The following is a 22,622-nucleotide window of genomic DNA, read 5'->3' on the forward strand; positions in this document are numbered from 1 at the left end:
TGGGTGCGACCACGGCGAGCCTCCGTCCGTCGACATCCGACGATGCGACATCCGACGATGCCTGACGGCGGGGGTCGCGGACAAGGCGCCTCAACCGGAAGGGTGCCGTTGTTCATGTGTTCATGCATCGGTGGCACGCTGCGATCATGAGGTGGCCGAGCCGCGCAGTGGCCTGGCTCACGCATCTCGTTCGCTATTGCCAACAACTTGCGATAGCGGAAGACTGCTCCTCGTGCACATTCCCGACGGGTACCTGAGCCCGCAGACGAGCATGGTGTTCGGCGTGGCGATGCTGCCGCTGTGGTGGCAGTCGGCCGCGCGCGTCAAGAAGGTCGTCAAGAGCCGGTACGTGCCGCTGGTCGCGCTCGGCGCCGCGTTCTCGTTCGTGGTGATGATGTTCAACATCCCCATCCCCGACGGCACGACCGCGCACGCCGTCGGCGGCGGGCTCATCGCGATCCTGCTGGGACCGTGGGCCGCGTGCATCGCCGTGTCCATAGCCCTGCTGATCCAGGCGCTCTTCTTCGGTGACGGCGGCATCCTCGCGTTCCCCGCGAACGCCTTCAACATGGCGGTCGTCCTGCCGTTCGTCAGCTACGGGGTGTACCGCCTGCTGACCCGCAACACCGCCCTGACCTCCCGCCGCCGGATGTGGGCCGCGATCGCCGGCGCCTACGTCGGGCTCAACGCGTCCGCCCTGGCCACGGCGGTCGAGTTCGGCATCCAGCCCGACCTGTTCCACAAGGCCGACGGCACCCCGCTCTACGCGCCGTTCCACCTTTCGCAGGCGATCCCCGCGATGATGGTCGCCCACCTGCTCATCGCCGGCTTCGTCGAGGGCGTGCTCACCGGGGGCGTGGTCGCGTACCTGCAGCGCGCCAACGTGCCCCTGCTGCGCATCAACGCCCCCGAGGTACCGCTCACCGAGGCCGAGGTGCGGCGCAAGCCCGTCTCCCCGGTGCGCGCCGCGCTCGTCACGCTCGGGATCATGGCCGTGATCAGCCCGCTCGGCCTGCTCGCGCCCGGCGGGGCGTTCGGCGAGGACGCGCCCGAGGACCTCGACCTGGGCAAGTACGGGCTCAGTGCCGTGCCGTCGGGCCTCGCCAAGTACACCGACTTCTGGGGCAGCACGCTCCTGCCCGACTACGGGGGCGGGAGCTGGTGGCAGTACATCCTCAGCGCCTTGATCGGCGTGGCCGTCGTCGCGGCCCTGGTCTTCGGCGTCACCTGGCTCATCGGGCGGCTGCGCGGGGGAGAGCGGGAGGCGGCCGACCTCGACACGCCGCCGGTGCGGCCATGACCGCCCCGGCCTCGACCTCGGCGCCCGCCTGGCTGCTGCAGCCCGAGCTCGGACTGTGCCCGTGCGGCTGCATCGGCCGGCGGCGCAAGGGCAGCTTCGTCGGCAAGACCCTCGCCGGCGCGTCCGGCGTGCTGCGGCAGGCGATCTTCTCCGAGGACGTCGCCGCCGCCAAGGGCCTGCTGCAGCGCCTCGACCCGCGGGTCAAGCTGCTGTCGATGATCGGGCTGCTCATCGCCGTCGCCCTCGTGCACTCGCTGCCGATCCTCGCCGGCGCCTACGTGGCCACCGTCGCGCTCGCCGTCGCCTCCGGCCTGTCGCTCGGGTACTTCATCAAGCGCGTCTGGCTGTTCATCCCGATCTTCACCGGCATCGTGGTGCTGCCCGCGACCCTCTCCGTCGTCACGCCCGGTGACGTACTGCTGCCGCTGTGGCACTGGCACGGCCACACCCACGGCGTCACGGAGCAGGGCCTGCACGGCGCCGGGATCATCATCGCCCGGGTCGCGACCTCGATCTCCCTCGTCGTGCTGCTCACCCTGACCACGCCGTGGGCCCGGCTGCTGGCCGCCCTGCGCGCCCTCGGCGTCCCGAAGATCTTCGTGCTCATCATCGGGATGGCGTACCGCTACCTGTTCCTCCTGCTCGACGCGGTCGACGACATGTACACCGCCCGCAAGGCCCGCACCCTCGTCGCCGACGGCGGCCGCCGCCGGACGAGGGCCGGCCGCGCGTTCGTGGCGGCCGGCGCCGGTACGCTCTTCGGCAAGGCTCACCAGCTCTCCGAGGAGGTGCACCAGGCGATGACCGCCCGCGGCTACACCGGCGACGCCCGCACCCTGCACGGCTTCCGGCTCTCGCCCCTCGACGGCTGGTTCGTGGCCGGCGCCGCGCTCTTCGCCGCGGCGCTGCTGGTGGCCGGCCGATGAGCGTGGTGTTCGACTGCCGCGAGCTCCGTTATCGGTACCTCGAGCGATTCCCCGCCCTCGACGGCGTGAGCCTGCAGGTCAACGCGGGCGAGACCGTGGCCCTGCTCGGCGCGAACGGCTGCGGCAAGTCGACGCTGCTGAAGCTCCTCGACGGTCTGCTGTTCGCCGAGAGCGGCACGTTCACCGCCTTCGGCGAGGAGGTCACCGAGGACAAACTCGAGGACGAGCAGTTCAACCACGGCTTCCGCGCCCGCGTCGGCTTCGTGTTCCAGAACTCCGACGCGCAGGTGTTCTCCCCATCGGTACGGGAGGAGATCGCCTTCGGCTGCCTGCAACTGGGCCTGGACCGCGCGACCGCCGCCCAGCGCGTCGACGACGTCCTGGCCATGCTCGACATCACCGACCTCGCCGACCGCGCCCCGTTCCAGCTGTCGGGCGGCCAGAAGAAGCGCGTCGCGATCGCCTCGGTGCTCGTCATGAACCCCGAGGTCCTGCTCTTCGACGAGCCGACCGCGGCCCTGGACCCGCGCACACAGTTCTGGCTGATCGAGCTGCTGGAGCAACTCCGGGCGGCCGGCAAGACCATCGTCCTGGCGACGCACGACCTGGACTCCCTGCCGGCGCTGGCCGACCGCTGCGTCGTCTTCGGCGAACACCATCAGGTCCTGGCCGACGCCCCGACGCCGACCATCCTGGACGACCGCGACCTGCTGCTGACGGCGAACCTGATCCACGCCCGCTCACCGTCCCGCGCCTAGTCACGCGGCCGGCGACCTCGGCTGCGAACCTCGCGGCATCTGCAGCCAGGATTCTCCTCCCGCCCCACCCGGACGGTGTGCCTCTCCGCCCTGATCGTCTTTCGTTCGTTCATCTCTACAGATGGGGGATTTTTCGCATTATTTCGCGATATGCCGCTTTTGGTGGTCATCGCGCCACCGCGGCCCCCGACTCGGACCGCGTTCGGGCAGACTGTCGCACCATGAGCATCGAGGTCCACCCCTACGACCCCGCCTGGCCGCAGTTCGCCGCCGCCGCGATCACCGAACTGCACACCGCGCACCCGGGCGTCTTCACCGCCATCGAGCACCTCGGCAGCACCGCGGTGCCCGGCCTGCCGGCCAAACCGGTGATCGACCTCATGGCCGCCGTCGACGCCCTGGCCGCCGTGCCCGACCCCGGCCTCGGCTACACGCTCATCGAAACCGGCATGCCCGAGCGCCTCTTCTACCGCCGCGAGCCGGCCCCCGCACCCGGGCGAGTCGAAACCGATTCCGAAGCCAAGCCGGCGCCGGCGCCCGTTCTGACGTCCGCGACGACCACAGCGTCCCCGGCGCCAGCCGGCCACCGCATCGACCGACCCATAGCCCCCGAACCCGCCGGCCAACCTGCAACCGGCGCAGCCCCCAACCAGGTCGCCGCCGCCGAACCGAACGACGCCGAGCCCGGCAAAGCCGGAGCCGCGAAGCGGCAGCACCGCGATCCGGCCGAGCGCCCCGCCGTCCACCTCCACATCGTGACCACCGCGTCCTGGCCCACCCGCAACGAGCGGCTCCTCCGGGACCACCTCCTGCGCCACCCCGCGGCCCGCGACGAGTACGGCCGCCTCAAGCAGTCCCTCGCCGCCACCAACCCCGACGGCGACACCTACACCCGCGCGAAGACCGACCTCATCCAGCGCCTCGTCGACGCGGCCCGAACCGAACGAGGCCTCCCGCTGCAACCCGTCTGGGAAGCGTGACGGCGGGCCACCCGGTCGGCGCCGTTCCGTTCCAATCAACCGTAACCTACTGAGACAAGTTCACGTTTCGGCGCTCACTGAGCGCGAACTCGCGCGACACAGGGTAGTGGACCGCTGCCCACCCGAGCGCCACGGTGAGCACCGCGACCGTCCCCAGAAAGCCCCGGTCCAGCGCGCCGTGCGCCCGGCCCAGCAGGCCGAACACCGTGTGCGCGGCGAGCGCCCCGGTGCACGCCGCGATCAGGTGCGCCCGCGTCCACTCGGGCGCGGCGCTCCACCGGCGCATGCGGTACACGAGCAGCACCACGATCGCCGTCGCGCCCGCCATCGGCAGCAGCGCCCACGTGCCGTGGGTGAACATCGGCTGCCGGGCGCCGCCGAAGGGCCAGGCGAGGCCGAAGAAGAGCAGCGCGGCGCCGCCGGTGGTCAGGGCCACGGCCAGGGGGCGCGGCGGTCGCAGCGCATCCGCCGCTCGCAGGTGCACGCGCAGTGCCACCCCGCCCACCCCCAGCGCGACGGCCGCGAAGACGAGCACCGCCCCCAGCGGCATCGTGTAGCCCGGGTCCTCCGACGGCGGCACCGCCAGCCGCACGAGCCCGGCCCCGGCCAGCGCGATCAGCCCGGTCGCGATCAGCCCGCCGCGGCGCAGGTACGGCCGGGTGCCGTGGCCGGGAAAGCACAGCTCGACGAGCACGACCGGGATCGTGACGCTGAAGACCGCGTGGTAGACGAGGTTCACCAGCGTGTAGTCCGTGTTCAGGCCGAACAGCCGCGGTGCCCAGTCCGCCGCGTGGTACAGGTGCGGGCTGGTCAGGCTCTGCAGCGCCAGACCCTCCTCGACCACCCCGTAGGCGACGCCCATCAGCAGCAGGTTCGCGTAGCCGCCGCCGGTGCGCCGCACGATCTCGCGGAGGAAGAGCGCGCCGCCGCCGTACAGCGGGCAGAACACGAGCAGGACCCACGCCGTGCGCAGCGGGATCGTGCCCAGGGTGAGCTCGGCGACGAGCGGCGCGACGAGCACGAGCAGCCACGCGGCCCTGCGGTTGCGGGGCCGCTCGTCCGGCACGGCCGGGAACGCCGAGCGCACCACGGGCCGGTTCACCGCCACGATCAACGATGCCAACAGCAGCAGCTGTACCGCCTGCACGCCCCGCAACCACGCGGGGTACTCGCCGCTCAGGAACAGGTACGCCACCGCGACGAACCCCGCCGCGGAGACGATCCGCACCCGCCGGTACGCCCGCGCGACCCCGGCGAGCAGCTGCCGCGTCACCCACACGTACAGCACCGCGACCGCCAGGACCGGGACCGGCCGTGTCCACAAGGTACGGTCGAGCGCGGCCGGGTCGGCGCCGGGGTGCCGCGCCTGCTGGTAGGTCAGGACGTCGTGGCGGAAGACGAGTGTGAGCAGGGCGAAGAGGGCGCTCATCGACAGGCTGGCGACGAGCAGGCCCACGACGAGCCGGATCGCCTTGCGCTGCTTGGGATCCATGCGGTCGACGGTAGGCCGGGGGGCGCCGGTCGGCGTCGGACCACGGACCGGTCTTCCGCCTCAGTCCTCAGGATGAGGGGCGCGGCTTGACCAGTCCGAGGTCGTAGGCGAGCACCACCGCCTGCACCCGGTCGCGGACCCCGAGCTTGCGCAGGATGGCCGAGACGTGCGTCTTCACCGTCGCCTCGGTCACCACCAGCGTCGAGGCGATCTCCGCGTTCGCCGAGCCGCGCGCCAGCAGCCCCAGCACCTCCCGCTCCCGCTCGGTCAGCTGGGCCAGGACCCCGACCGGGGCCGGCGGCGTCGTGTCCGTGGCCACGAACCGGTCCAGCAGCCGCCGCGTCGCCGTCGGCGCCAGCAGCGCCTCCCCGCGCGCCACGACCCGGATCGCCTCCACCAGCTCCGCCGGCCGGACGTCCTTGAGCAGGAATCCGCTCGCCCCCGCGCGCAGGGCGGCATAGAGGGTCTCGTCGAGGTCGTACGTCGTGAGGATGATGACCCGCGGCGCCGGCCCGGCCGCCGTCAGCCGCCCGGTCGCCGTGACCCCGTCCATGCCCGGCATCCGCACGTCCATGAGCACCACGTCCGGCGCCGTCTGCGCGGCGAGCCGCACCGCCTCCGCGCCGTCGCCGGCCTCCCCGACGACCTCGAGGTCGTCGCGCGCCTCGATGATCATCCGGAATCCGGAGCGGACGAGCGCCTGGTCGTCCGCGATGAGCACCCTGATCGTCACGCCGCACCTCCCGGCGCCTCGCCGACCGGCAGCCGCGCCTCCACCCGGAATCCGCCGTCCGGATGCGGCCCCGCGCTGAACGCCCCGCCGAGCAGGCTCGCCCGCTCCCGCATGCCCGCCAGCCCGTGCCCGCTGCCGGGGTTCGCGGACGGGGAGGCTCCCGCATCGCCGTCATCGCGCACCTGTACCACCAGTGCCTCCCCATCGATCCGAACCCGGACGATCGCCTTGGAACCCTGCGCGTGGCGCAGCGCGTTCGTGAGCGCCTCCTGCACGATCCGGTACGCCCCGAGCTGCACGGCCGCGGGCACCGGACCCGAGCCCTCCCGCACCACCTCGACCGCCAGCCCCGCCCCGCGCACCGACTCCGCCAGCCGCTCGAGGTCGTCCAGCGACGGCTGCGGCGAGCCCTCGGCGCCGTCCTCGTCGCGCACGGTACGCAGGAACCACCGCAGCTCGGCGAGGGCCTGGCGCCCGGCCTGCTCGGTGCGCCGCAACGCCTCCCGCGCCTTGGCCGGGTTCACCTCGAAGACGTCGTCGGCCGCGGCCGCCTGCACCACCATCACCGACACCGTGTGCGAGAGCACGTCGTGCAGCTCCCGCGCGATCCGCGCCCGCTCCTCCAGGACCGCCCGCCGCCGCTCCGCCACCCGCCGGGCCCCGCGCGCCCGCGCCTGCGCGCCCCAGCTCCACGCGAGCAGGCACGCCACGAGCCACAGGCCGGCCGGCAGCCACCGCTGCTGCACCAGCGCCGGCCCGGACACGGCCACCGCGGCGAGCCCGAGCATCCACAGCGACTCCGCGGCCGGGCGCATCCACGCGTACGTGCACAGCACGACGAACGCGACCCCCGGCCCGAACGCCGGGAAGAGCACCTGAAACCCGGCGCCGGCCGCGAGCACGATCGCCGCCGAGGCGCGCGGACGCGCATCGAGCCAGAACAGCGCCGCCGCCTGTACCGCCATCAGCCCGACGGCCACGATCCGCGCCCCCGCCGCCCCGAGCGCCGCGGGCTGGAACGACAGCATCGGCAACGACACGGCCACCGAGCCGACCACGAGCAGCCGGCGCCACTTCGGTGCCAGCCGCGCCGTGTACCCGTCGCCCCCCATGCCGAGCACCTTACGCAGTTATTGCGTTGCCCGCCCTCGGCCCGCTGCGTATCGTCGTGCATGTAAGCGAACGAGGCACACACACCGAGAGGCCGCAGCGATGACGACGTGGACGGGAACCGAGGCCGGGCAGCAGCAGCTGCTGGGCGCCGGCCTGCTCGCGGTCGCCGGGTGGCCGGGACGGTGGCGAGGGTAGAGCTCCAACGAGAGCCGCTCGCAGCCGCCCGCCCCGCACAGGGACCGGGCGGCTTTTTCGTACCGCAGAGGGGCGTAGCTCAACCGGCTGAGCATCGGTCTCCAAAACCGGCGGTTGCAGGTTCGAATCCTGTCGCCCCTGCGCAACGCTGTTCGTTGACAACTCCACAGCGGATGGATCTCGTGTCGTCCCGGCGCCTCGGCTCCGGGACGAGGCGCGGATTTGCTTGGCGGGTTCGGCCAGTGGTCAGGCCGCCGCGTTCTCAGCGCGGAGACAGGGGTTCGACTCCCCTACTCGCTACCAGGCCATCGGGGTGTCCACGGTGACATGCTTGGCTTCCACCCAAGAGTAGCGGGTTCGACTCCCGCCGATGGTTCGAGGAGCGCGGGACGCTCCCGTGTGGACGTGGCGCAGCGGTAGCGCATCGCCTTGCCAAGGCGAAGGCCGCGGGTTCGAATCCCGTCGTCCACTCGTCGTGCGCCGGCCCGGAGTCCGGCCGGCGCCGTTGGGGGTTGGTGTAACCGGCAGCATGGCTGGCTCTGAACCAGCCGGTCCAGGTTCGAATCCTGGGCCCCCAGCGGATTCGACGAGCGCCGCTCCGGCAACGCGGAGGTAAGGGGTTCGAGTCCCCTCTTGGCCACGCGGCACGGCACACCCGCCCGGGTAGCCCAAAGGCAGAGGCCGTCGGCTCAGACCCGACGTGTTGGGGGTTCGAATCCCTCCCCGGGTACCGGGAGTCCATCCACTGTGGAGCGTCACCGGGAAAGGGAACCCATGCACAAGCTACGCACGCTGCACCTCGGCCAGCGGGACTTCCTGTGGCGCGCCGCGGTCTGGTACGTCCCGGTCGCCGGCGGTGAACCGCACCGCACGGTCCGCGTCCGCGTGTGGGGCGGCGGCAAGAACGGCCGCGTGCTGCAGGCGCACCTACAGCCCGCGGAGCCGGACGACTCGTGCTTCGCGACGCCGAAGGACGTGCGCGCGATCGTCGAGTACGCGCTCGAGCACGGCTGGCGGCCCGAGGCGCGCGGCGGCATGTTCGTCGTGCGCGGCACGCTCGCACCGCGCGGCACGCCGTTCCCGGCCGAGGTCGTGGCGGCCGGAACGGAAGCGGTCGCCGTGGGCTGAGCGCGCGCCGGCCGATTGTGTTCGTGCGCTCGTCGGGGGGCGTCGCGCACGGCGAGGTGGTGCGCGGCCGGGTCGTGTGCGGTCGGGGGGACCGCACCGGCCCGGCCGCGGCGGGGTTTCGCGGCGGTCACTGACCGGTGATGTGCTCCGGCTCGATGGTCACCAGGAGGCGGACCTGGTCGCGGCCGCCGAACCACGGGTACGGGGCGCCGAGGTATCGATGGGACAGCACCTCGATGTGCTCGGCCGCCCCCTCCTCGGTGACGGCGATGACGCGCCCGCGGACCTGGAAGTATCGCCGCGACTCGTCCGGGTCGCCGATCGCCACGGCGACGCGCCCGTCACGCTCGATGTTGCGCACCTTCTGGTGCCCGCGGACGGTGTTGATCAGGACATGCTTGCCGTCGGTGTCGGCCCAGGTCTGGGTGATCTGCGGCGAGCCGTCGGGCATGAGCGTGGTCAGGTAGCAGAGACTGTTGCGCTCCAGCAGGTCGCGCAGCCCATCGGGAAGATCCACGCGGCCAAGGCTACTCGCCGCCCACGCACCCCGCCGCTCATCCCACGCCCAGCCCACACAGCAGTGCCGTGCAGCCCGCGCGCCGCCCACGCACAGCGCCGCTCATCGCGCGCAGCGATGCCGCTCATCGCGCGCACAGCACGCGCAGCAGTGCCGTGCAGCCCGCGCGCGGCGCGCGGCAGGGCCGCTCATCGCGCGCGCGACAGGCGCGGCAGGACCGCTCATGCTGTGCGCAGTACGCGCAGCAGCGCCAGGGCGTACGCGTCCTCGGGCGAGGCGCCGAACGAGTCCGCCCGATCCGCCACGGCCACCCGCCAGCCGTCGCCGGAGCGCTCCAGGGCCCGGAAGCCGGGGCCGAGCAGCTCGCGCAGCTGGTGTTCGTGCGGCAGCCAGACGGCCTCGTCCCGCTCGACGTCGTCCAGCGCCCACTCGGTGGTGCCGTTGAAGCCGATGACCGCCTCGCCGCCGGGCAGGTCGTGCAGCTGAATGATCATGTCGCTGAGGACGAAGGCCTGGTCGTCCAGGCCGCGGTCCGGGATGGCGAAGCGGTCGCCCGGGGCGGGGTGCCACTGCAGGCCGGCCTCGCGCAGCTCGATGGCCAGTTCGACGCTGATCACGACTCCATGGTGCCGCAAACGCCGTCGCGTTGGGCGTCCGGCCGAAATGTCTATTGCGCTCGCCATGTCTCCGCGCATCGCGGCGAGACGATCGGCTACCCGGGCCTGAGCCCGGCAACCCATGCCGTGCGGTCGCGGTCGTCGCCCGGTTTCGCTCTGCTGGGATGAGGTGGCGGTACCGGGTGCGAACCTAGCGTTCGAGCATGAGGCTGGTGGTCGATCTGACCCGGTGCCAGGGGTACGGGCAGTGTGCCTTCGCCGCGCCGGAGGTGTTCCGGATGCCCGGCGATGAAGCGCTGGTGTACGAGCCGAACCCCGGCGAGGAACAGCAGGAGAAGGTGCTGCGAGCGGCGGCGGCCTGTCCCGTACGAGCCATTGTGCTCGACTATCGGGCGGGTGAGACCGTGACCCGCGCGCGGGCGGCGCAGCGTGCCGCGGCAGTCGAGCGGATCGTCATCGTCGGTGCCTCGCTGGCCGGGCTGCGGGCTGCGGACATGCTGCGCCGTGAGGGTTTCACCGGTTCCCTGACGTTGATCGGTGATGAGCCGTACCGGCCCTACGACCGGATCGCACTGTCCAAACAGGTGCTGACCGGATGGGTGCCGTCCGACCACACGGCGTTGCCGCGCAGCGAGACGCTGGATGCGCACTGGCGGCTGGGGCAGCCGGCGGTCGGGCTCGATCGCCGCGAGAAGCGGGTGTTGCTCGCGAACGGGGAAGAGGTGGTTTTCGACCGGTTGTTGATCGCCACCGGAGTGCGGGCGCGGCCGTGGCCCAACGCCGATGAGGCGGCGCTCGAGGGCGTGTTCACGGTGCGGAGCCGGGACGACGCTGCCGGGCTGCGGCAGCGGCTGGCCGCCGCGCCGGGGCACGTGCTGGTGATCGGGGCCGGGTTCATCGGCAGCGAGGTCGCCTCCGACTGCCGGGAGCTTGGACTGCCGGTCACGGTGGTCGACCGGGGGCCGGCTCCGTTGGCGGGCGCGTTGGGCGCTGTGGTGGGCCGGGTCGCGGGACAGTTGCAGCGCGACGCCGGCGTTGATCTGCGCTGCGGGGTGGCGGTGGATGCGCTGGAAGGCGACGCCGACGGCCGGGTTCGCCGAGCGCGGCTGTCGGACGGCACTACGGTGGACGTCCAGGTCGCCGTGGCGGCGCTGGGTGCGCAGCGCAATGTCGAGTGGCTCGAGGGTTCGGGGTTGGCGGCCGGGCATTGGGGTGTGGCGTGCGACGCCGGCTGTCGCGCGTTCGACGTCAACGGTTTGGTCACCGACGACGTCTTCGTGGCCGGCGATGTGGCGCGGTTTCCGCATCCCGCCTACGACTACCAGCTGATGGCGATGGAGCACTGGGGCAACGCCGTCGACCAGGCCGAGGTCGCCGCGCACAATATGATCAGCGCCGAGCCCGACCGGTGGCCGCACCTGGCCCTGCCGGTGTTCTGGTCCACGCAGTTCGGCACCGAGATCAAATCGATCGGGGTGCCCACGTTCGCCGATGAGCTGATCATCGCGCAGGGTTCGGCGGCCGAGCGCCGGTTCGTGGCCGTCTACGGCCGCCGCGGGCGAATCACGGCTGCGGTCACGTTCGACCATGGGATGTGGCTGCAGTTCTACGGCCGGCTGATCGAGCAGGCGGCACCGTTCCCGCCGCGATGGCGCACCGTCGACCAGCCGGAGATCCAGCAGCCGGTACCGGCCGAGGTGCGGCCCGAGCCGTCCCCCCATGCCACGGTGGTGCTCACCGGCCATCAGCCGAGCGAACGCCGAGCCGTGCTCGTGCACAGCGGCTGACTCCGCCGCCGCCCCCCTGCCGCCGTCGATCAGTCGCGGAAGGACGCGCCATGGCAACGGCTAGTGTTTTCGAGCAGATCCTCGACTTCGGCAACCGGGCCGATCCCTACCCGCTCTACCGGCAGTTGCGCACGAACCCGGTCGTGCGCGAGGCCGACGGCACCTACGTCGTCAGCCGGTACCGCGACATCGTCGCCCTGCTGCACGACCCCCGGACCAGCTCCCGCGACGTGGTCACGCTCGGCGGCTTCATCTGCGAGGATCCGCCGGAGCACGACCGCGTGCGGCGGCTCGTCAACCGCCACTACGGCCCGCCCGAGACACCGGGGCGGATCGATCGCATGGCCCCGCAGCTGCTGGACATCGTCACCGCACTGATCGACCGCTGCACCGGCCGGACCGAGGTCGATCTGGTCGACGACTTCGCCTACCCGCTGCCGGTGACGGCGATCTGCCGGCTGCTCGGTGTGCCGGTGCGCGACGAACCTCATTTCCACGGTTGGGCCGACGCCATCGTCGAGGGCATCGGCCCGCAACCCCAAGGAGCCGAACAGGCGCGTCACCGTGCAGATGAAGCCTTCGCCGAGATGGGTCGCTACTTCGCAACGCTGATCGACACGCACCGGCAGACGCCGGGCGACGATCTGCTCTCGGCCATGGCGGTAGACGATCGCACCCGGGCGGCAATGTCCGAGGCCGAGCTGCTCACCAACGCCTCGCTGCTGCTTGTCGCCGGACACGAGACCACCGTCAACCTCATCACCAACGGCATGCTGACCCTGCTTCGGCACCCCAGCACGCTCGAGCGGATCCGCCGCGAACCCCACTACGTGATCCCCGTCGTCGAGGAACTGCTCCGCTACGAACCGCCGGTCCATATGCTGGTCCGCAAGACGCTCGACGACATCGACATCGCGTCCACGACCATCCCGGCCGGCGCCACGATCCAGCTCGTCCTCGCCGCCGGCAGCCGGGACCCCGACCACGTCCGCGACCCCGACCGATTCACGCCCGAGCGGCACGACCTGCAAAGCACGGACTTCCACCGCGAAGACAGCCAGCACCTGGGCTTCGGCGGCGGGGTCCACCACTGCTTCGGCGCACCGCTGGCCCGGCTGGAAACCCAGATCGCCCTGCGCGAACTGGCCCGGCGACTGGAAAACCCCCGGCTGCTCGCCGACCCGCCACCGTACCGGCCCAACCCCGTGCTCCGCGGCCCACGACACCTACCCATCGGGTTCGACCGCGTCCACCCTCACACCACGGTCGCTGCTGGACTTCCTTGCGTCATCAGCCGCCCGCAGATGGACCGCGGGACATCGCACGGACCGCAGTGAGGGACGTGTCAGCGACCTGGTGGTGGTTGCTGATCCTCGGAGCCCTGTGGACAGCGCCGCAGCGGCGCGGCACCGACCCGCTGGCGCGCTCTGGTCGGCGATGAGACGTTCGGCCGCGACCGCCGCAGACCTGACGCAACGGCGTTGATGGTGCCGCAGATGCCCCGACGCCGGGCGGCCCGGGGTCCCGTAGGGTCGGGGCATGATCGTGATCACCGGGGCGGCCGGGGGAGTCGCGGGGTGGCTGCGGCTCGACGCAGACGTGCGGCGGACCGACCTCGCGGCCCGGAACCGGAGCGCGACAAAGGACGACCTTGAGGCACGGAACGCGAGCGCGGCAGGGAATGCGTTCGTGGCCGGGGATCTCGCCGACGCCGGGTTCGCCCGTGACGTCATCGCCGGGGCCGACGCGGTGGTGCATCTCGCCGGCAACGCCGACCCGAACACGCCGTGGGCGGGACTGCGCGTGCCGAACGCCGACGTCGTCGCGAACGTGCTCGACGCCGCCGTGGCCCACGGGGTGCGGCGGGTCGTGCTGGCGTCCTCGCTGCACGCCGTGGCCGGGCACGTCGACGCCGGGAGGAGCTTCGTGGCGGAGGATCTGCCGCCGTACGCCTGCTGCCCCTATGGCGCCGGCAAGGTCCTCGGCGAGCAGCTGGCCCGCTGCTACGCCGACGTGTGGGGACTGTCGACGGTGTGCCTGCGGCTGGGCGGCGTGGCCGAGCGCCCGCTCGCGGCGAGCTGGCGCGGCGGCTGGCTGAGCCCGGGCGACCTGAACCGCCTGGTCGCGGCGGCGCTCGCGGCGGACGTGGGCTTCGGGGTGTACCACGGCGTCTCCGCGAACACCCCGCGCGTGTACGGCTGCACCCTGCCCGGCTACACCCCGGTGGACGACTCCGCCGCGTTCGGCGACCTCCCCGACGACCTGACCCCGCCGTCGAGGGACCGACCCCGCTGGGGCATCGCGCACCGCAGTTGAAGCGCCGTGCGGGTGGGGCGCCGTGCGGGTGAGGGCCGTGCGGGTGAGGCGCTGGGTGTGCAGGTGTCGGGGAGGTTCGGTGCACGGACGCGGATCCGGGCACCCCGCGGCCTAGCGTCGGGGACGTGCGGAGCATCGATGTGCTGGTGGTAGGGGCGGGGCTCGCGGGGCTGCACGTCGCGCGGCTGCTCGCCCGGCAGGGGCTTGACGTCGTGGTCGTCGACAAGCGCCGGTCCCTCGCGGCCGGGGTCCGCACGACCGGGATCTTCGTGCGGCGCACGCTCGAGGACTTCCCGCTGCCCGAGCGCCTGCTCGGGCCCGGGGTGCGGGACGTGGTGCTCTATCCGCCGTCCCGGCGCCGGCCGGTCCGGCTCACCAGCGACCGCGACGAGTACCGGGTGGCCGACATGCCCGGCGTGTACGAGTACGCGCGGCGGGAGGCGGAGTCGGCGGGCGCCGCGGTCTGGCTCGGGACGCGGTACGACGGGTCCGTGCACGGCCTGGTCCGGCTGCACGGGCGGGAGCCGGTGCGGGCGCGGTTCCTCGTCGGCGCGGACGGGGCCCGCTCCCGGGTCGCCCGGGACCTCGGGCTCGACGTCAACCGGCGGATGCTGGTCGGGGCCGAGATCGTCCACCCGGTCGCCGGGCTGGGCCAGACGCCGACGTTCCACTGCGTGCTCGATCCGCGGGTCGCGCCCGGGTACCTCGGCTGGGTCATCGACGACGGGCGGCACGCGCACGTCGGCGTGGCCGGGTACGCGCGGCTGATGGACCGGGGGGTCCGGCACCTGCTCGACGAGTTCGCGGGCGACGCGCCCGGGCGGGCGGAGCCGGCGGGGCCGGTGCGGCGGCGGGGCGGGCCGATTCCCGTCGGCGGGGTGCTGCGGCGGCTGGCGTGCCCGGGCGGGCTGCTCGTCGGCGACGCCGCCGGGGCCGTGTCGCCGCTGACGGCGGGCGGGCTCGACCCCTGCCTGCGGCTGTCGGAGCTGGCCGCGGCGGTCGCCGGCGCGTATGTGCGCAGCGGGGACGAGGGGGCGCTGCGACGGTACGACGGCGGCGTGCTGCGATCCCGGTTCCGGGGGCGGCTGCTGCTGCGGCGGGCGTTCGGCGGGCTGCGTTCGGCGGCGCTGGTGGAGGCGGCGGTCGCCGGGATGCGGGGCCGGGCCGGGCGGGCGGCGGCGGCCCGGGTGCTGTTCGGGGACGGGTCGTTCCCGGACGTCGGGCCGCTGCCGCACGGGGAGGGGCCGCGGCTGGCGCGGCCCGCGCGGGGGTGAACGCCGTCAGGACGTGGCGGCCAGGCGCTGCTCGAAGTACGACCTGCGGGCCCCGGCGTCGAGGACCCGGGCGAGCTCGACCGCCTCCTGCCACTGCCGGCGCGCACGACCCCGATGGCCGGCCGCCTCGTCGAGCGCGGCGATGCGCGCGTGGACCTCGGCCTGGGCCAGGCGCGACGCGGTGTCCTCGGGGTCGAGGACCGCGCGGCGGCGCCGGCTGGCGAGGGCGAGGCGGTAGAGGGCGCGCGCCAGCACGGGCTCGCCGGTGTCGCGCAGCCAGTCGCCGAGGCGCTCGCGGGACTCGGCGAGGTCGCGGTGCAGGGCTCCGGTGCGCGGGAAGCGGTGCACGAGCGCCTCGGTGACCTCGGCCGAGCGTTCGAGATGCCCGCGGACCTCCTCCGGCCGGGCGTTCGCGAGCGCGTAGTCGGCCTGCCGCCGCAACGCGGTGGCCAGGTCCCGCTGCGCGTCGACGCTGCCGGTGTCGTCGTCGGCGAGCCGCTGCGCGAGGGTCGTCGCGGCCGCGAAGTGCCCGGCGGCGCAGGCCAGGTCGCCGGCGCGCAGGTCCATGTCGCCGAGGCGCCAGTACGACCGCAGCAGCCTGCGCTGGAAGCCGGTGTTGCCCGAGTCCGCGTCGGTGAGCCGGTCCGCGATCGCCGCCGCCTCCAGCGTGAGGTCGCGGAAGCGCTCGGCGTCGAGGTCCGCGAGCGCGTACAGGCAGTCGAACAGGTTCGACTGCAGCGCACCGTTGTCCGGGTCGCCGGAGGCGAGCTGCCGCCAGATGCCGAGCGCCTCCTCCAGCAACGGCCGGGCCTGTTCGGGTCCGGTCGTTTCGGCGACGGTACCGAGGCAGACCGCCAGATCCCACTGCAACGACCCCTGCTGCGGGTCGGTCGCGGCCAGCTCGCGGCGGATGCGCAGCGACTCGGCGGCCGCCGTGCGGGCCCGGTCCGGGTCGGAGTCGTCCAGCGCGACGCGCACGAGCTTGAGCCGGCTCAGGCCGACGTTGCGCCGCAGCTGCAGGTCGTCGGGGTCGGCCGCGGCGAGCCGGGTGTCGATCTCCAGCGCGCGCTCGTAGGCGCGCCGGGCGTCGGCGAGGCGGCCGAGGCGGTGCAGCAGCCGGCCCTGGCTGTCGAGGGCGGCACTGAGCGCGACCTGCGCGCCGGCGTCGCCGGGTCCGGCCTTGGCGGCGCGGCCGGTGATCGCGACCGCCTCCTCGCCCTTCTCGGCCGCCGCGGCGGTGCTGCCGATGGCCTCGAGGGCGTCGCGCTCGCGGGTGAGCAGCGACAGGTACGCCGGATGCCGGGCCGGCAGCCGCTCGGTCACGTCGCCGAGGAACGCCGCGACCGACACCTCGCCGGAGAGCTTCGCCAGCACCGCGCCGGCGAAGTCGGCGAGCTCGTCGCCGCTGAGGTGGTACGCCCCCTCGAGCGCGGTCGCGAAGTCCGCGCGGCCCGCGTCGACCAGCCGCCGGCACGCGGCCGCCGCCCGTGCGTGCCGTTCGGCCAGCCGGTCGCCCTGGGCCTTCGTGAGCGCCTCGCGCAGCCACGGCTCGACGACCGCGCCGTCCTCGGACACGCGCACGAGGGTCAGGTCGCGGAGCCGGTCGAGGTGCGCGGCGACCGCCGCGGTGTCCTCGGTGGACGGTTCGCGGCCGAGCGCGGCGAAGGCGAGGTCCTCGGTGCTCATCGCGATCCGGGACACCGCCACCTGCAGCAGCGTCTCGCGGGCGGCGGCGCCGGCGAGGTCGAGCAGCTCGGTCAGCAGCACGTCCTGCGCGCCGAGCGCGACCGCCCGGCGGGCCGCCTCGGACGCGCCCGCGCGTTCGAACCGCTCGCCGCCGCTCAGTGTGCGCAGGCGCTCGGTGACCTCGGGCAGCCGGGCGCCGCCGTGCAGCAGCGCGTCGACGAACTCGACGAGCCGCGGGTGCCCGCCGACCGTCTCCATGATGAGCACCATGTCCTCGGTGGACAGCTCGCGCAGGCCGGGCAGGCGCAGCATGAGCCGGACCAGCTCGGCGTCGCCGAGCGGGCCGACGTCCACACGGGACAGTGCGGGCGCGCCCGGTACCGGATAGCGGCTCGTCACCAGGATCTTGCCGCGCTCGGCGGCCGCGGCGAGCGTCGCGAACACCTCGCCGAAGCCCGGGTCGGCGAACGCGTCACCGCCGAGGGTCAGATTCTGCTCGAAATCGTCGAAGACGAGCAGGATCCGCCGGGCGTGCAGCGCCTCGGCCAGCTCCCCGGGGTCACGCGCGTCGACACCGGCCGCGGCGAGGTCCTCGAAGAGCCGCGGCGGGTTCCACGCGCCGGCGTGCACGACGATCGCCCACGGGTCGGCGTCGTCGCGCAGCCGGCCCACCACCCGCCCCGCCAGCGCCGTCTTGCCGATCCCGGCCGGCCCGGTCAGCACGACCCCGTTGACCAGCGGCCCGGCGACGATCTCGTCACGCAGCGTCTGGGTCACCACGCGCAGCAGCCCCCGCCGCCCCACCAGGTCCCCGAGCAGCAGCTCGCGCACGCCCGCGCCGGTCGGCAGATCCGTCGGATTCTGCAGGTGTACCGCCGGGGCCGCGCCGTCCCACAGGGGTCCGTCGGACGCGGCGAACAGCGCCGGCACCGCGTACTCGGGGCGCTTCGGCGGCTGCGCCCCGGCCGTGGCGTCGAACAGCTCGGCGCGGGCCCGCGCCACGGCCGCGGCGACGGTGGCGTTGTCCTCGGCGAGCGCCCGGTACACGCCGGTGAGCAGGCGTGTGGCGTACCAGTCGGTGATCGACGTCTGCATCGCCAGCACCCGGTCGGCGCCGTGGCGCAGCAGGGTCACGGCCAGCCCGGCGTCGGCGTCGGCGGCCCCGCCGCAGCTGGACAGCACGATGAGCGGCAGCGGACGGCCGCCCCGGCGCAGCGCGCGCACGAGATCCTCGGCGCGCACGTCGACCGCGTTGCCGTCGCGGTCCTCGAGCTCCACGCCGTACGGGGAGCCGTGCGCGGACAGGTGCAGCACGTGGTACGCGTCGCGGCGCAGCGCCTCGGCGATCTCCGCGACCCCGGCCACCTCCAGGATCGTGATCTCCGCGCGCCCGACGCCGCCGACGACGGACACGATCGCCTGCATCTCGGCCTCGACGTCCAGCGGCGGGTTGGCGGTCCGCTCGGGCGCCCCGACCGCCACGAGGATCTTCAGCGGCCCGGGTGACGCCGGATGCCTCGGTACCCGCACGCCGCTGACCATCCGCGTCAACCGCACCCCGTCGACGGCGACGAGCACCCGCTGGTCGCTGAGCCGCAGCAGTTCGAACGGCAGCTCGTGCGCGGGCCCGTCCGCCTCGACGACGACGTCGAGCACGGTGCCGCCGACACCGGCGGTGAGCAGGACGGTCACGTAGTCCAGCGCGTCCGCGTCGAACAGCGCCCGGCTCAGCCGCTGCCCGAGCCGCGCCAGCCGCGCCTCGGCGTCGGGCCGGTCCAGCAGGTCCCACACCTCGTCGCGGCCGAACGGCAGCGGCTCGTCGCGCTCGCACACGAGCTCCCCGGCGAGCGTGACGGCGCACCGCACCCGGCTGCCCTCGACGGCCACCCGCAGCCGCAGCTCGTGCCGGACCGTCGTGGCCGCGCGGCGCGCGCGCAGCCACGCGAGCTCCTCGTCGCCGACCGTCACGATCGCGCGCCGCTCGCCGCCCACCTCGAGCACCACGGCGTCGGCGCCGGCCCCGTCGCGGGCCTCGAGCCGCGCGTCGAAGCCGGCCGCCCGGAGCAGAATCCAGAGGTCCCGCACGGCGTCGAGGTGCGCCGCGTCCCCGGGCGCGTAGACGATCGCGACCACAGCCGAGTCAGCCATGCGCGACATCATGGCAGCCGCCGGACCGACCCCGGCGCGCACACCGGCCCGGCCGCGACCGACGAAGCCGCCGGGCGGGTCCGACCGGCTGCGGGCGCGGCATCCTGGCCGTGCTCGCCGCCCGGCGGGAGCGCGGCCGGCTGGGCGTACGGTGGCCGGGTGGAGTACCTGACCGGCTTCGGCCGCCCCGTCGGCACCTGCGCGCCGCGCGCCGCGTTCGACACCGACGCGCCGCGCCTGAGCCTCAACGGGACCTGGCGGTTCCGGCTCGCGCCCAGCGCGGCCGAGGCGGCCGACGGGTTCTGGGCGCCCGGCTTCGACGACTCCGGCTGGTCGCGGCTCCCGGTGCCGTCGAGCTGGCCGATGCACGGCCACGGCCGCCCGGCGTACACGAACGTCGTCTACCCGTTCCCGCTCGACCCGCCGCACGTGCCCACCGACAACCCGACCGGCGACCACCGCCTCGTCTTCGAGGTGCCGGCCGCGTTCGCGGGGCTCGGCGCCCGGCTGCGCTTCGACGGCGTCGACTCCTGCGGGCGGGTGTGGCTCAACGGCGTCGAGCTGGGCGTCACCCAGGGCAGTCGGCTGCCCGCCGAGTTCGACGTGACCGCGGCGCTGCGGCCCGGCGGCAGCAACGTGCTGGCCGTGCGCGTGCACCAGTGGTCGGCCGGCAGCTACCTCGAAGACCAGGACATGTGGTGGCTGCCGGGGATCTTCCGCGACGTCACGCTGCTCGCCCGCCCCGCCGGCGGTGTCGACGACGTGTTCGTCCACGCGACCTTCGAGCCCGGCGGGCACGGCCGGCTGCGCGTCGACGGCCCGCCCGGCGCGACGGTGAGCATCCCCGCCCTCGGCCTGACGGGCCTGCCGGCCGGGGTCGCGCACGACGCGGGCCCGGTCGAGCCGTGGACCGCCGAGACGCCGCGCCTCTACGAGCTCGTCGTCGCGACGGCCACCGAGACGGCGACCCTGCGCGTCGGGTTCCGCACCGTGGCGATCGCCGGCGGCATCCTCACCGTCAACGGCCGGCGGATCGTGCTGCGCGGCGTGAACCGGCACGAGTTCCACCCCGACCTCGGCCGGGTCGTGCCGATCGAGGTGGTCCGCGCCGAGCTGGAGCTCATGAAGCGCCACCACGTCAACGCGATCCGCACCAGCCACTACCCGCCGCACCCGGCCGTGCTCGACCTGTGCGACGAGCTCGGTTTCTGGGTGCTCGACGAATGCGACTACGAGACGCACGGCTTCGAAACGGTCGGCTGGCGCGGCAATCCCAGCGACGACCCGCGGTTCGCCGAGGCCTGCGTCGACCGGATGCGGCGGATGGTCGAGCGGGACAAGAACCACCCTTCGGTCATCATGTGGTCGCTGGGCAACGAGGCCGGCGTCGGCGCGAACCTCGGCCTGATGGCGGACTGGGCCCGCGAGCGCGACCCGGACCGGCCCCTGCACTACGAGGGCGACCGCGGCTGCGCGCACGTCGACGTCTACAGCCGCATGTACGCCACGCACGCCGAGGTCGACGCGATCGGCCGCGGCGAGGACCACGTGCCGCACCTGCCGTTCATCCTGTGCGAGTACGCGCACGCGATGGGCAACGGGCCGGGCGGCCTCGCCGAGTACGACGAGCTCTTCGACCGCCATCCGCGCTGCCAGGGCGGCTTCGTGTGGGAGTGGCTCGACCACGGCATCCGCCGCCCCGGCGGCGACTTCGCCTACGGGGGCGACTTCGGCGAGCCCCTGCACGACGGCAACTTCGTGATCGACGGGCTCGTCCTGCCGGACCGCACACCGTCGCCGGGGCTTGTCGAGCTGGGCGCCGTGTACGCGCCGGTCCGGCTCGCCGTCCGGCCCGGTGAGGTGACGGTGCGCAACCGGTACGCCTTCCGCTCCCTCGACGGCGCGAATCTTCGCTGGTCGGTGACGGTCGACGGGGTGCCCTCGGCCGAGGGGGCGGTGCGGCTGCCGGCGGTCGCGGCGGGGGAGACCGAGGTGGTGGCGCTGCCGCCCGCCCCGGTGCCGCCCGGGACCGGCGAGGCCTGGCTGACGGTGCACGCCGTCGCCGCGGACGGGCTCGAGATCGGCAGCGGGCAGGTCCAGCTGCGCGCCGGTCCGGCCCCGGTCGCCGTCTCGGGGCCGGCGCCTCGGCGGGAGGGCGGCGCGATCCGGTTCGGGGCGGCCGAGTTCGAGCCGGTGCACGGTCGGCTGACGCGGCTCGGGGACCTCGCGCTGGTGCACGGGCCGGTCCTGGACGTGTGGCGCGCGCCGATCGACAACGACCGCCTCGGGCCCGACCCGGTCGCCGACCGCTGGCGCGCCGCGGGTCTGCACCGGATGACGCACCGGCTGCTCGGGATCGACCTCGCGCCCGACGCCGTGGTGGTCGCGACTCGTGTGGCGGCGGCGTCCTCGGATCGGGCGTTGCTGACGTGGTACACGTGGCGGCCCGTCGACGGCGGCGTCGAGCTGACCGTCCGCGTCGAGCCGACCGGCGGGTGGGACGTGCCGCTCCCGCGCCTCGGGGTGCGGGTGGAGCTGCCGCCGGGCCTCGGCGACGTCAGCTGGTTCGGGGCGGGGCCGGGGGAGGCGTACCCGGATTCGCGGACCGCGGCGCTGATCGGGCGCTCCCGCTCCACAGTGGACGATCTCGCCACGCCGTACGTGTATCCGCAGGAGAACGGCAACCGGGCCGACGCCCGGTGGCTCACGCTCACCGGGCCGGACGGCACGGGCCTGCGCGTCGAGGGGGTGCCGCGCATCGACTTCACCGCGCGGCGCTGGTCGACGGGGGACCTGGACGCGGCCCGGCACCAGGCGGACCTGGCGGCTACGGACCGCATCCATCTGCATCTCGACCACGCGCACCACGGGCTGGGCAGTGCGGCCTGCGGGCCGGGGGTGCTGCCGCCGTACGTGCTGCGGGCGGAGCCGGCGACCTTCAGCGTGGTCCTGCGGGCGCTGCCCGCATCTCGCGGGCGGCGATGAGGGCCGCCCACAGCCAGCCGGCGCCGGCGAGCCAGGGGTGCGGGGCGGAGCCCGTCGAGGTGAGGACGACCAGGGCGGCGAACACGATGCCGCTGACGAGGGAGCAGCTCGCCCAGGCGGGGCGGTGGCGGCGGGCGTCGGCGTGGGCGAGCACGAACATGGCGGCGGCGAGGGCGATGCGGGCCGGCAGCCAGAACGCGAGGGCGCCGGCCGGGTGGCCGTCCACGGCATCCGCCGGGAAGAGGCCGGCGCCGATGAGGCCGACGGACCAGACGGCCACGAGCAGCGGGCCGGCGAACGCGCCGGGGCCGGGGCGCAGGGCTCGGCGCAGCCCGAGGGCGAAGGCCAGGCCGAGGAGGCCGGCGATCGCGAAGCCGGTCACCCGCACCCAGCCGCCCGGGCCGAGGGCCAGGGCGGTGACCGGGTGGCGCATGGGGTCGTCGCCGTCGCGGAAGGTCTGTTGTGCCAGCACGGTGGCGACGAACACGGGGCCGGCGATGAGACCGGCGCGCAGCAGGCGGTTGGGTCGGTGGGGCGGCCGAGCGGGTGTCGCCGCCGCCACGAGCGTTTGGATCCCCGTCATGTGTCAACCGTAGTTGACGAGGAGACGGTCGTCAACCATGGTTGACAAACTCGGTCTGGCCGTACTCGGGCTGGTGACTACGAC

General features: G+C 74.0%; 17 protein-coding genes and 6 tRNA genes. 16 read left to right on the forward strand and 7 right to left on the reverse strand.

Annotated elements, in window-relative coordinates:
- Window positions 1-232 precede the first annotated feature (232 nt).
- From cbiM to ACQP1P_RS17365, 4 genes are all read left to right on the forward strand, one after another.
- A complete protein-coding gene (gene cbiM, locus ACQP1P_RS17350; protein ID WP_433087704.1) occupies window positions 233-1,300 on the forward strand; it encodes a cobalt transporter CbiM in 1,068 nt (355 codons plus the stop codon).
- The gene (gene cbiQ, locus ACQP1P_RS17355; protein WP_433087705.1) at window positions 1,297-2,226 is read left to right on the forward strand and encodes a cobalt ECF transporter T component CbiQ; all 930 of its coding nucleotides are present in this window, start codon (window positions 1,297-1,299) and stop codon (window positions 2,224-2,226) included. Before cbiM ends, cbiQ begins: the two co-directional genes overlap by 4 nt.
- Window positions 2,223-2,984: an energy-coupling factor ABC transporter ATP-binding protein gene (locus ACQP1P_RS17360; protein WP_433087706.1), complete on the forward strand. Its 762-nt coding sequence runs from the start codon at window positions 2,223-2,225 to the stop codon at window positions 2,982-2,984. Before cbiQ ends, ACQP1P_RS17360 begins: the two co-directional genes overlap by 4 nt.
- A gap of 221 nt (window positions 2,985-3,205) precedes the next feature.
- Window positions 3,206-3,964: a GrpB family protein gene (locus tag ACQP1P_RS17365; RefSeq protein WP_433087707.1), complete on the forward strand. Its 759-nt coding sequence runs from the start codon at window positions 3,206-3,208 to the stop codon at window positions 3,962-3,964.
- A gap of 46 nt (window positions 3,965-4,010) precedes the next feature.
- Here the strand turns inward: ACQP1P_RS17365 and ACQP1P_RS17370 are convergent, their stop codons facing one another.
- The 3 genes from ACQP1P_RS17370 to ACQP1P_RS17380 all read right to left on the reverse strand — a co-directional run bounded on the left by ACQP1P_RS17370 (window position 4,011) and on the right by ACQP1P_RS17380 (window position 7,301).
- Complete coding sequence (locus ACQP1P_RS17370) at window positions 4,011-5,456, reverse strand: hypothetical protein (protein WP_433087708.1); 1,446 nt, start codon at window positions 5,454-5,456, stop codon at window positions 4,011-4,013.
- Between the two features lie 67 nt (window positions 5,457-5,523).
- The gene (locus ACQP1P_RS17375; protein WP_433087709.1) at window positions 5,524-6,189 is read right to left on the reverse strand and encodes a response regulator; all 666 of its coding nucleotides are present in this window, start codon (window positions 6,187-6,189) and stop codon (window positions 5,524-5,526) included.
- Entirely contained in the window at window positions 6,186-7,301 is a 1,116-nt protein-coding gene (locus ACQP1P_RS17380) for a sensor histidine kinase (protein WP_433087710.1), read from the reverse strand. Before ACQP1P_RS17380 ends, ACQP1P_RS17375 begins: the two co-directional genes overlap by 4 nt.
- A gap of 264 nt (window positions 7,302-7,565) precedes the next feature.
- Here ACQP1P_RS17380 and ACQP1P_RS17385 point away from each other — a divergent pair.
- The 7 genes from ACQP1P_RS17385 to ACQP1P_RS17415 all read left to right on the forward strand — a co-directional run bounded on the left by ACQP1P_RS17385 (window position 7,566) and on the right by ACQP1P_RS17415 (window position 8,625).
- Window positions 7,566-7,638: transfer RNA gene (locus ACQP1P_RS17385), tRNA-Trp, on the forward strand.
- An 87-nt stretch (window positions 7,639-7,725) separates the two neighbouring features.
- Window positions 7,726-7,800 (forward strand) — tRNA-Glu (locus ACQP1P_RS17390).
- Window position 7,801: 1 nt separating this feature from the next.
- Window positions 7,802-7,873, forward strand: a tRNA-Gly gene (locus tag ACQP1P_RS17395).
- Window positions 7,874-7,896: 23 nt separating this feature from the next.
- Window positions 7,897-7,968: transfer RNA gene (locus ACQP1P_RS17400), tRNA-Gly, on the forward strand.
- A 35-nt stretch (window positions 7,969-8,003) separates the two neighbouring features.
- Window positions 8,004-8,075, forward strand: a tRNA-Gln gene (locus ACQP1P_RS17405).
- A gap of 79 nt (window positions 8,076-8,154) precedes the next feature.
- Window positions 8,155-8,227 (forward strand) — tRNA-Leu (locus ACQP1P_RS17410).
- Between the two features lie 44 nt (window positions 8,228-8,271).
- Window positions 8,272-8,625 carry a hypothetical protein gene (locus ACQP1P_RS17415; protein ID WP_433087711.1) on the forward strand — a complete coding sequence of 118 codons (354 nt, stop codon included), beginning with the start codon at window positions 8,272-8,274 and terminating at the stop codon, window positions 8,623-8,625.
- A 127-nt stretch (window positions 8,626-8,752) separates the two neighbouring features.
- On the opposite strand, the gene ACQP1P_RS17420 is transcribed toward ACQP1P_RS17415, so the two are convergent.
- Together ACQP1P_RS17420 and ACQP1P_RS17425 are read right to left on the reverse strand one after the other, a co-directional pair.
- Window positions 8,753-9,142, reverse strand: a complete 390-nt coding sequence (locus ACQP1P_RS17420; protein ID WP_433087712.1) for a PPOX class F420-dependent oxidoreductase — start codon at window positions 9,140-9,142, stop codon at window positions 8,753-8,755.
- 221 nt (window positions 9,143-9,363) lie between these two features.
- Window positions 9,364-9,759 (reverse strand): pilus assembly protein CpaE, encoded by a 396-nt coding sequence (locus ACQP1P_RS17425; RefSeq protein ID WP_433087713.1) that lies wholly within the window; start codon window positions 9,757-9,759, stop codon window positions 9,364-9,366.
- Window positions 9,760-9,962: 203 nt separating this feature from the next.
- Here ACQP1P_RS17425 and ACQP1P_RS17430 point away from each other — a divergent pair, with 203 nt between their 5' ends.
- From ACQP1P_RS17430 to ACQP1P_RS17445, 4 genes are all read left to right on the forward strand, one after another.
- Complete coding sequence (locus tag ACQP1P_RS17430; RefSeq protein WP_433087714.1) at window positions 9,963-11,546, forward strand: FAD-dependent oxidoreductase; 1,584 nt, start codon at window positions 9,963-9,965, stop codon at window positions 11,544-11,546.
- Window positions 11,547-11,689: 143 nt separating this feature from the next.
- The gene (locus ACQP1P_RS17435; protein ID WP_433087715.1) at window positions 11,690-12,883 is read left to right on the forward strand and encodes a cytochrome P450; all 1,194 of its coding nucleotides are present in this window, start codon (window positions 11,690-11,692) and stop codon (window positions 12,881-12,883) included.
- Window positions 12,884-13,085: 202 nt separating this feature from the next.
- Window positions 13,086-13,862, forward strand: a complete 777-nt coding sequence (locus tag ACQP1P_RS17440) for an NAD-dependent epimerase/dehydratase family protein (RefSeq protein ID WP_433087716.1) — start codon at window positions 13,086-13,088, stop codon at window positions 13,860-13,862.
- Between the two features lie 125 nt (window positions 13,863-13,987).
- Window positions 13,988-15,136, forward strand: a complete 1,149-nt coding sequence (locus tag ACQP1P_RS17445; protein WP_433087717.1) for an NAD(P)/FAD-dependent oxidoreductase — start codon at window positions 13,988-13,990, stop codon at window positions 15,134-15,136.
- Between the two features lie 6 nt (window positions 15,137-15,142).
- Here the strand turns inward: ACQP1P_RS17445 and ACQP1P_RS17450 are convergent, their stop codons facing one another.
- Window positions 15,143-18,970, reverse strand: coding sequence for a CHAT domain-containing protein (locus ACQP1P_RS17450; RefSeq protein ID WP_433087718.1), 3,828 nt, complete (start codon window positions 18,968-18,970; stop codon window positions 15,143-15,145).
- 159 nt (window positions 18,971-19,129) lie between these two features.
- Here ACQP1P_RS17450 and ACQP1P_RS17455 point away from each other — a divergent pair, with 159 nt between their 5' ends.
- The gene (locus ACQP1P_RS17455; RefSeq protein ID WP_433087719.1) at window positions 19,130-21,955 is read left to right on the forward strand and encodes a glycoside hydrolase family 2 TIM barrel-domain containing protein; all 2,826 of its coding nucleotides are present in this window, start codon (window positions 19,130-19,132) and stop codon (window positions 21,953-21,955) included.
- Here the strand turns inward: ACQP1P_RS17455 and ACQP1P_RS17460 are convergent.
- Window positions 21,909-22,538, reverse strand: coding sequence for a DUF998 domain-containing protein (locus ACQP1P_RS17460; RefSeq protein ID WP_433087720.1), 630 nt, complete (start codon window positions 22,536-22,538; stop codon window positions 21,909-21,911). The two genes, ACQP1P_RS17455 and ACQP1P_RS17460, sit on opposite strands and share 47 nt — an antisense overlap.
- Between the last annotated feature and the right edge of the window lie 84 nt (window positions 22,539-22,622).

It is taken from the genome of Dactylosporangium sp. CA-052675 (assembly GCF_050947935.1).
Lineage (GTDB): Bacteria > Actinomycetota > Actinomycetes > Mycobacteriales > Micromonosporaceae > Dactylosporangium.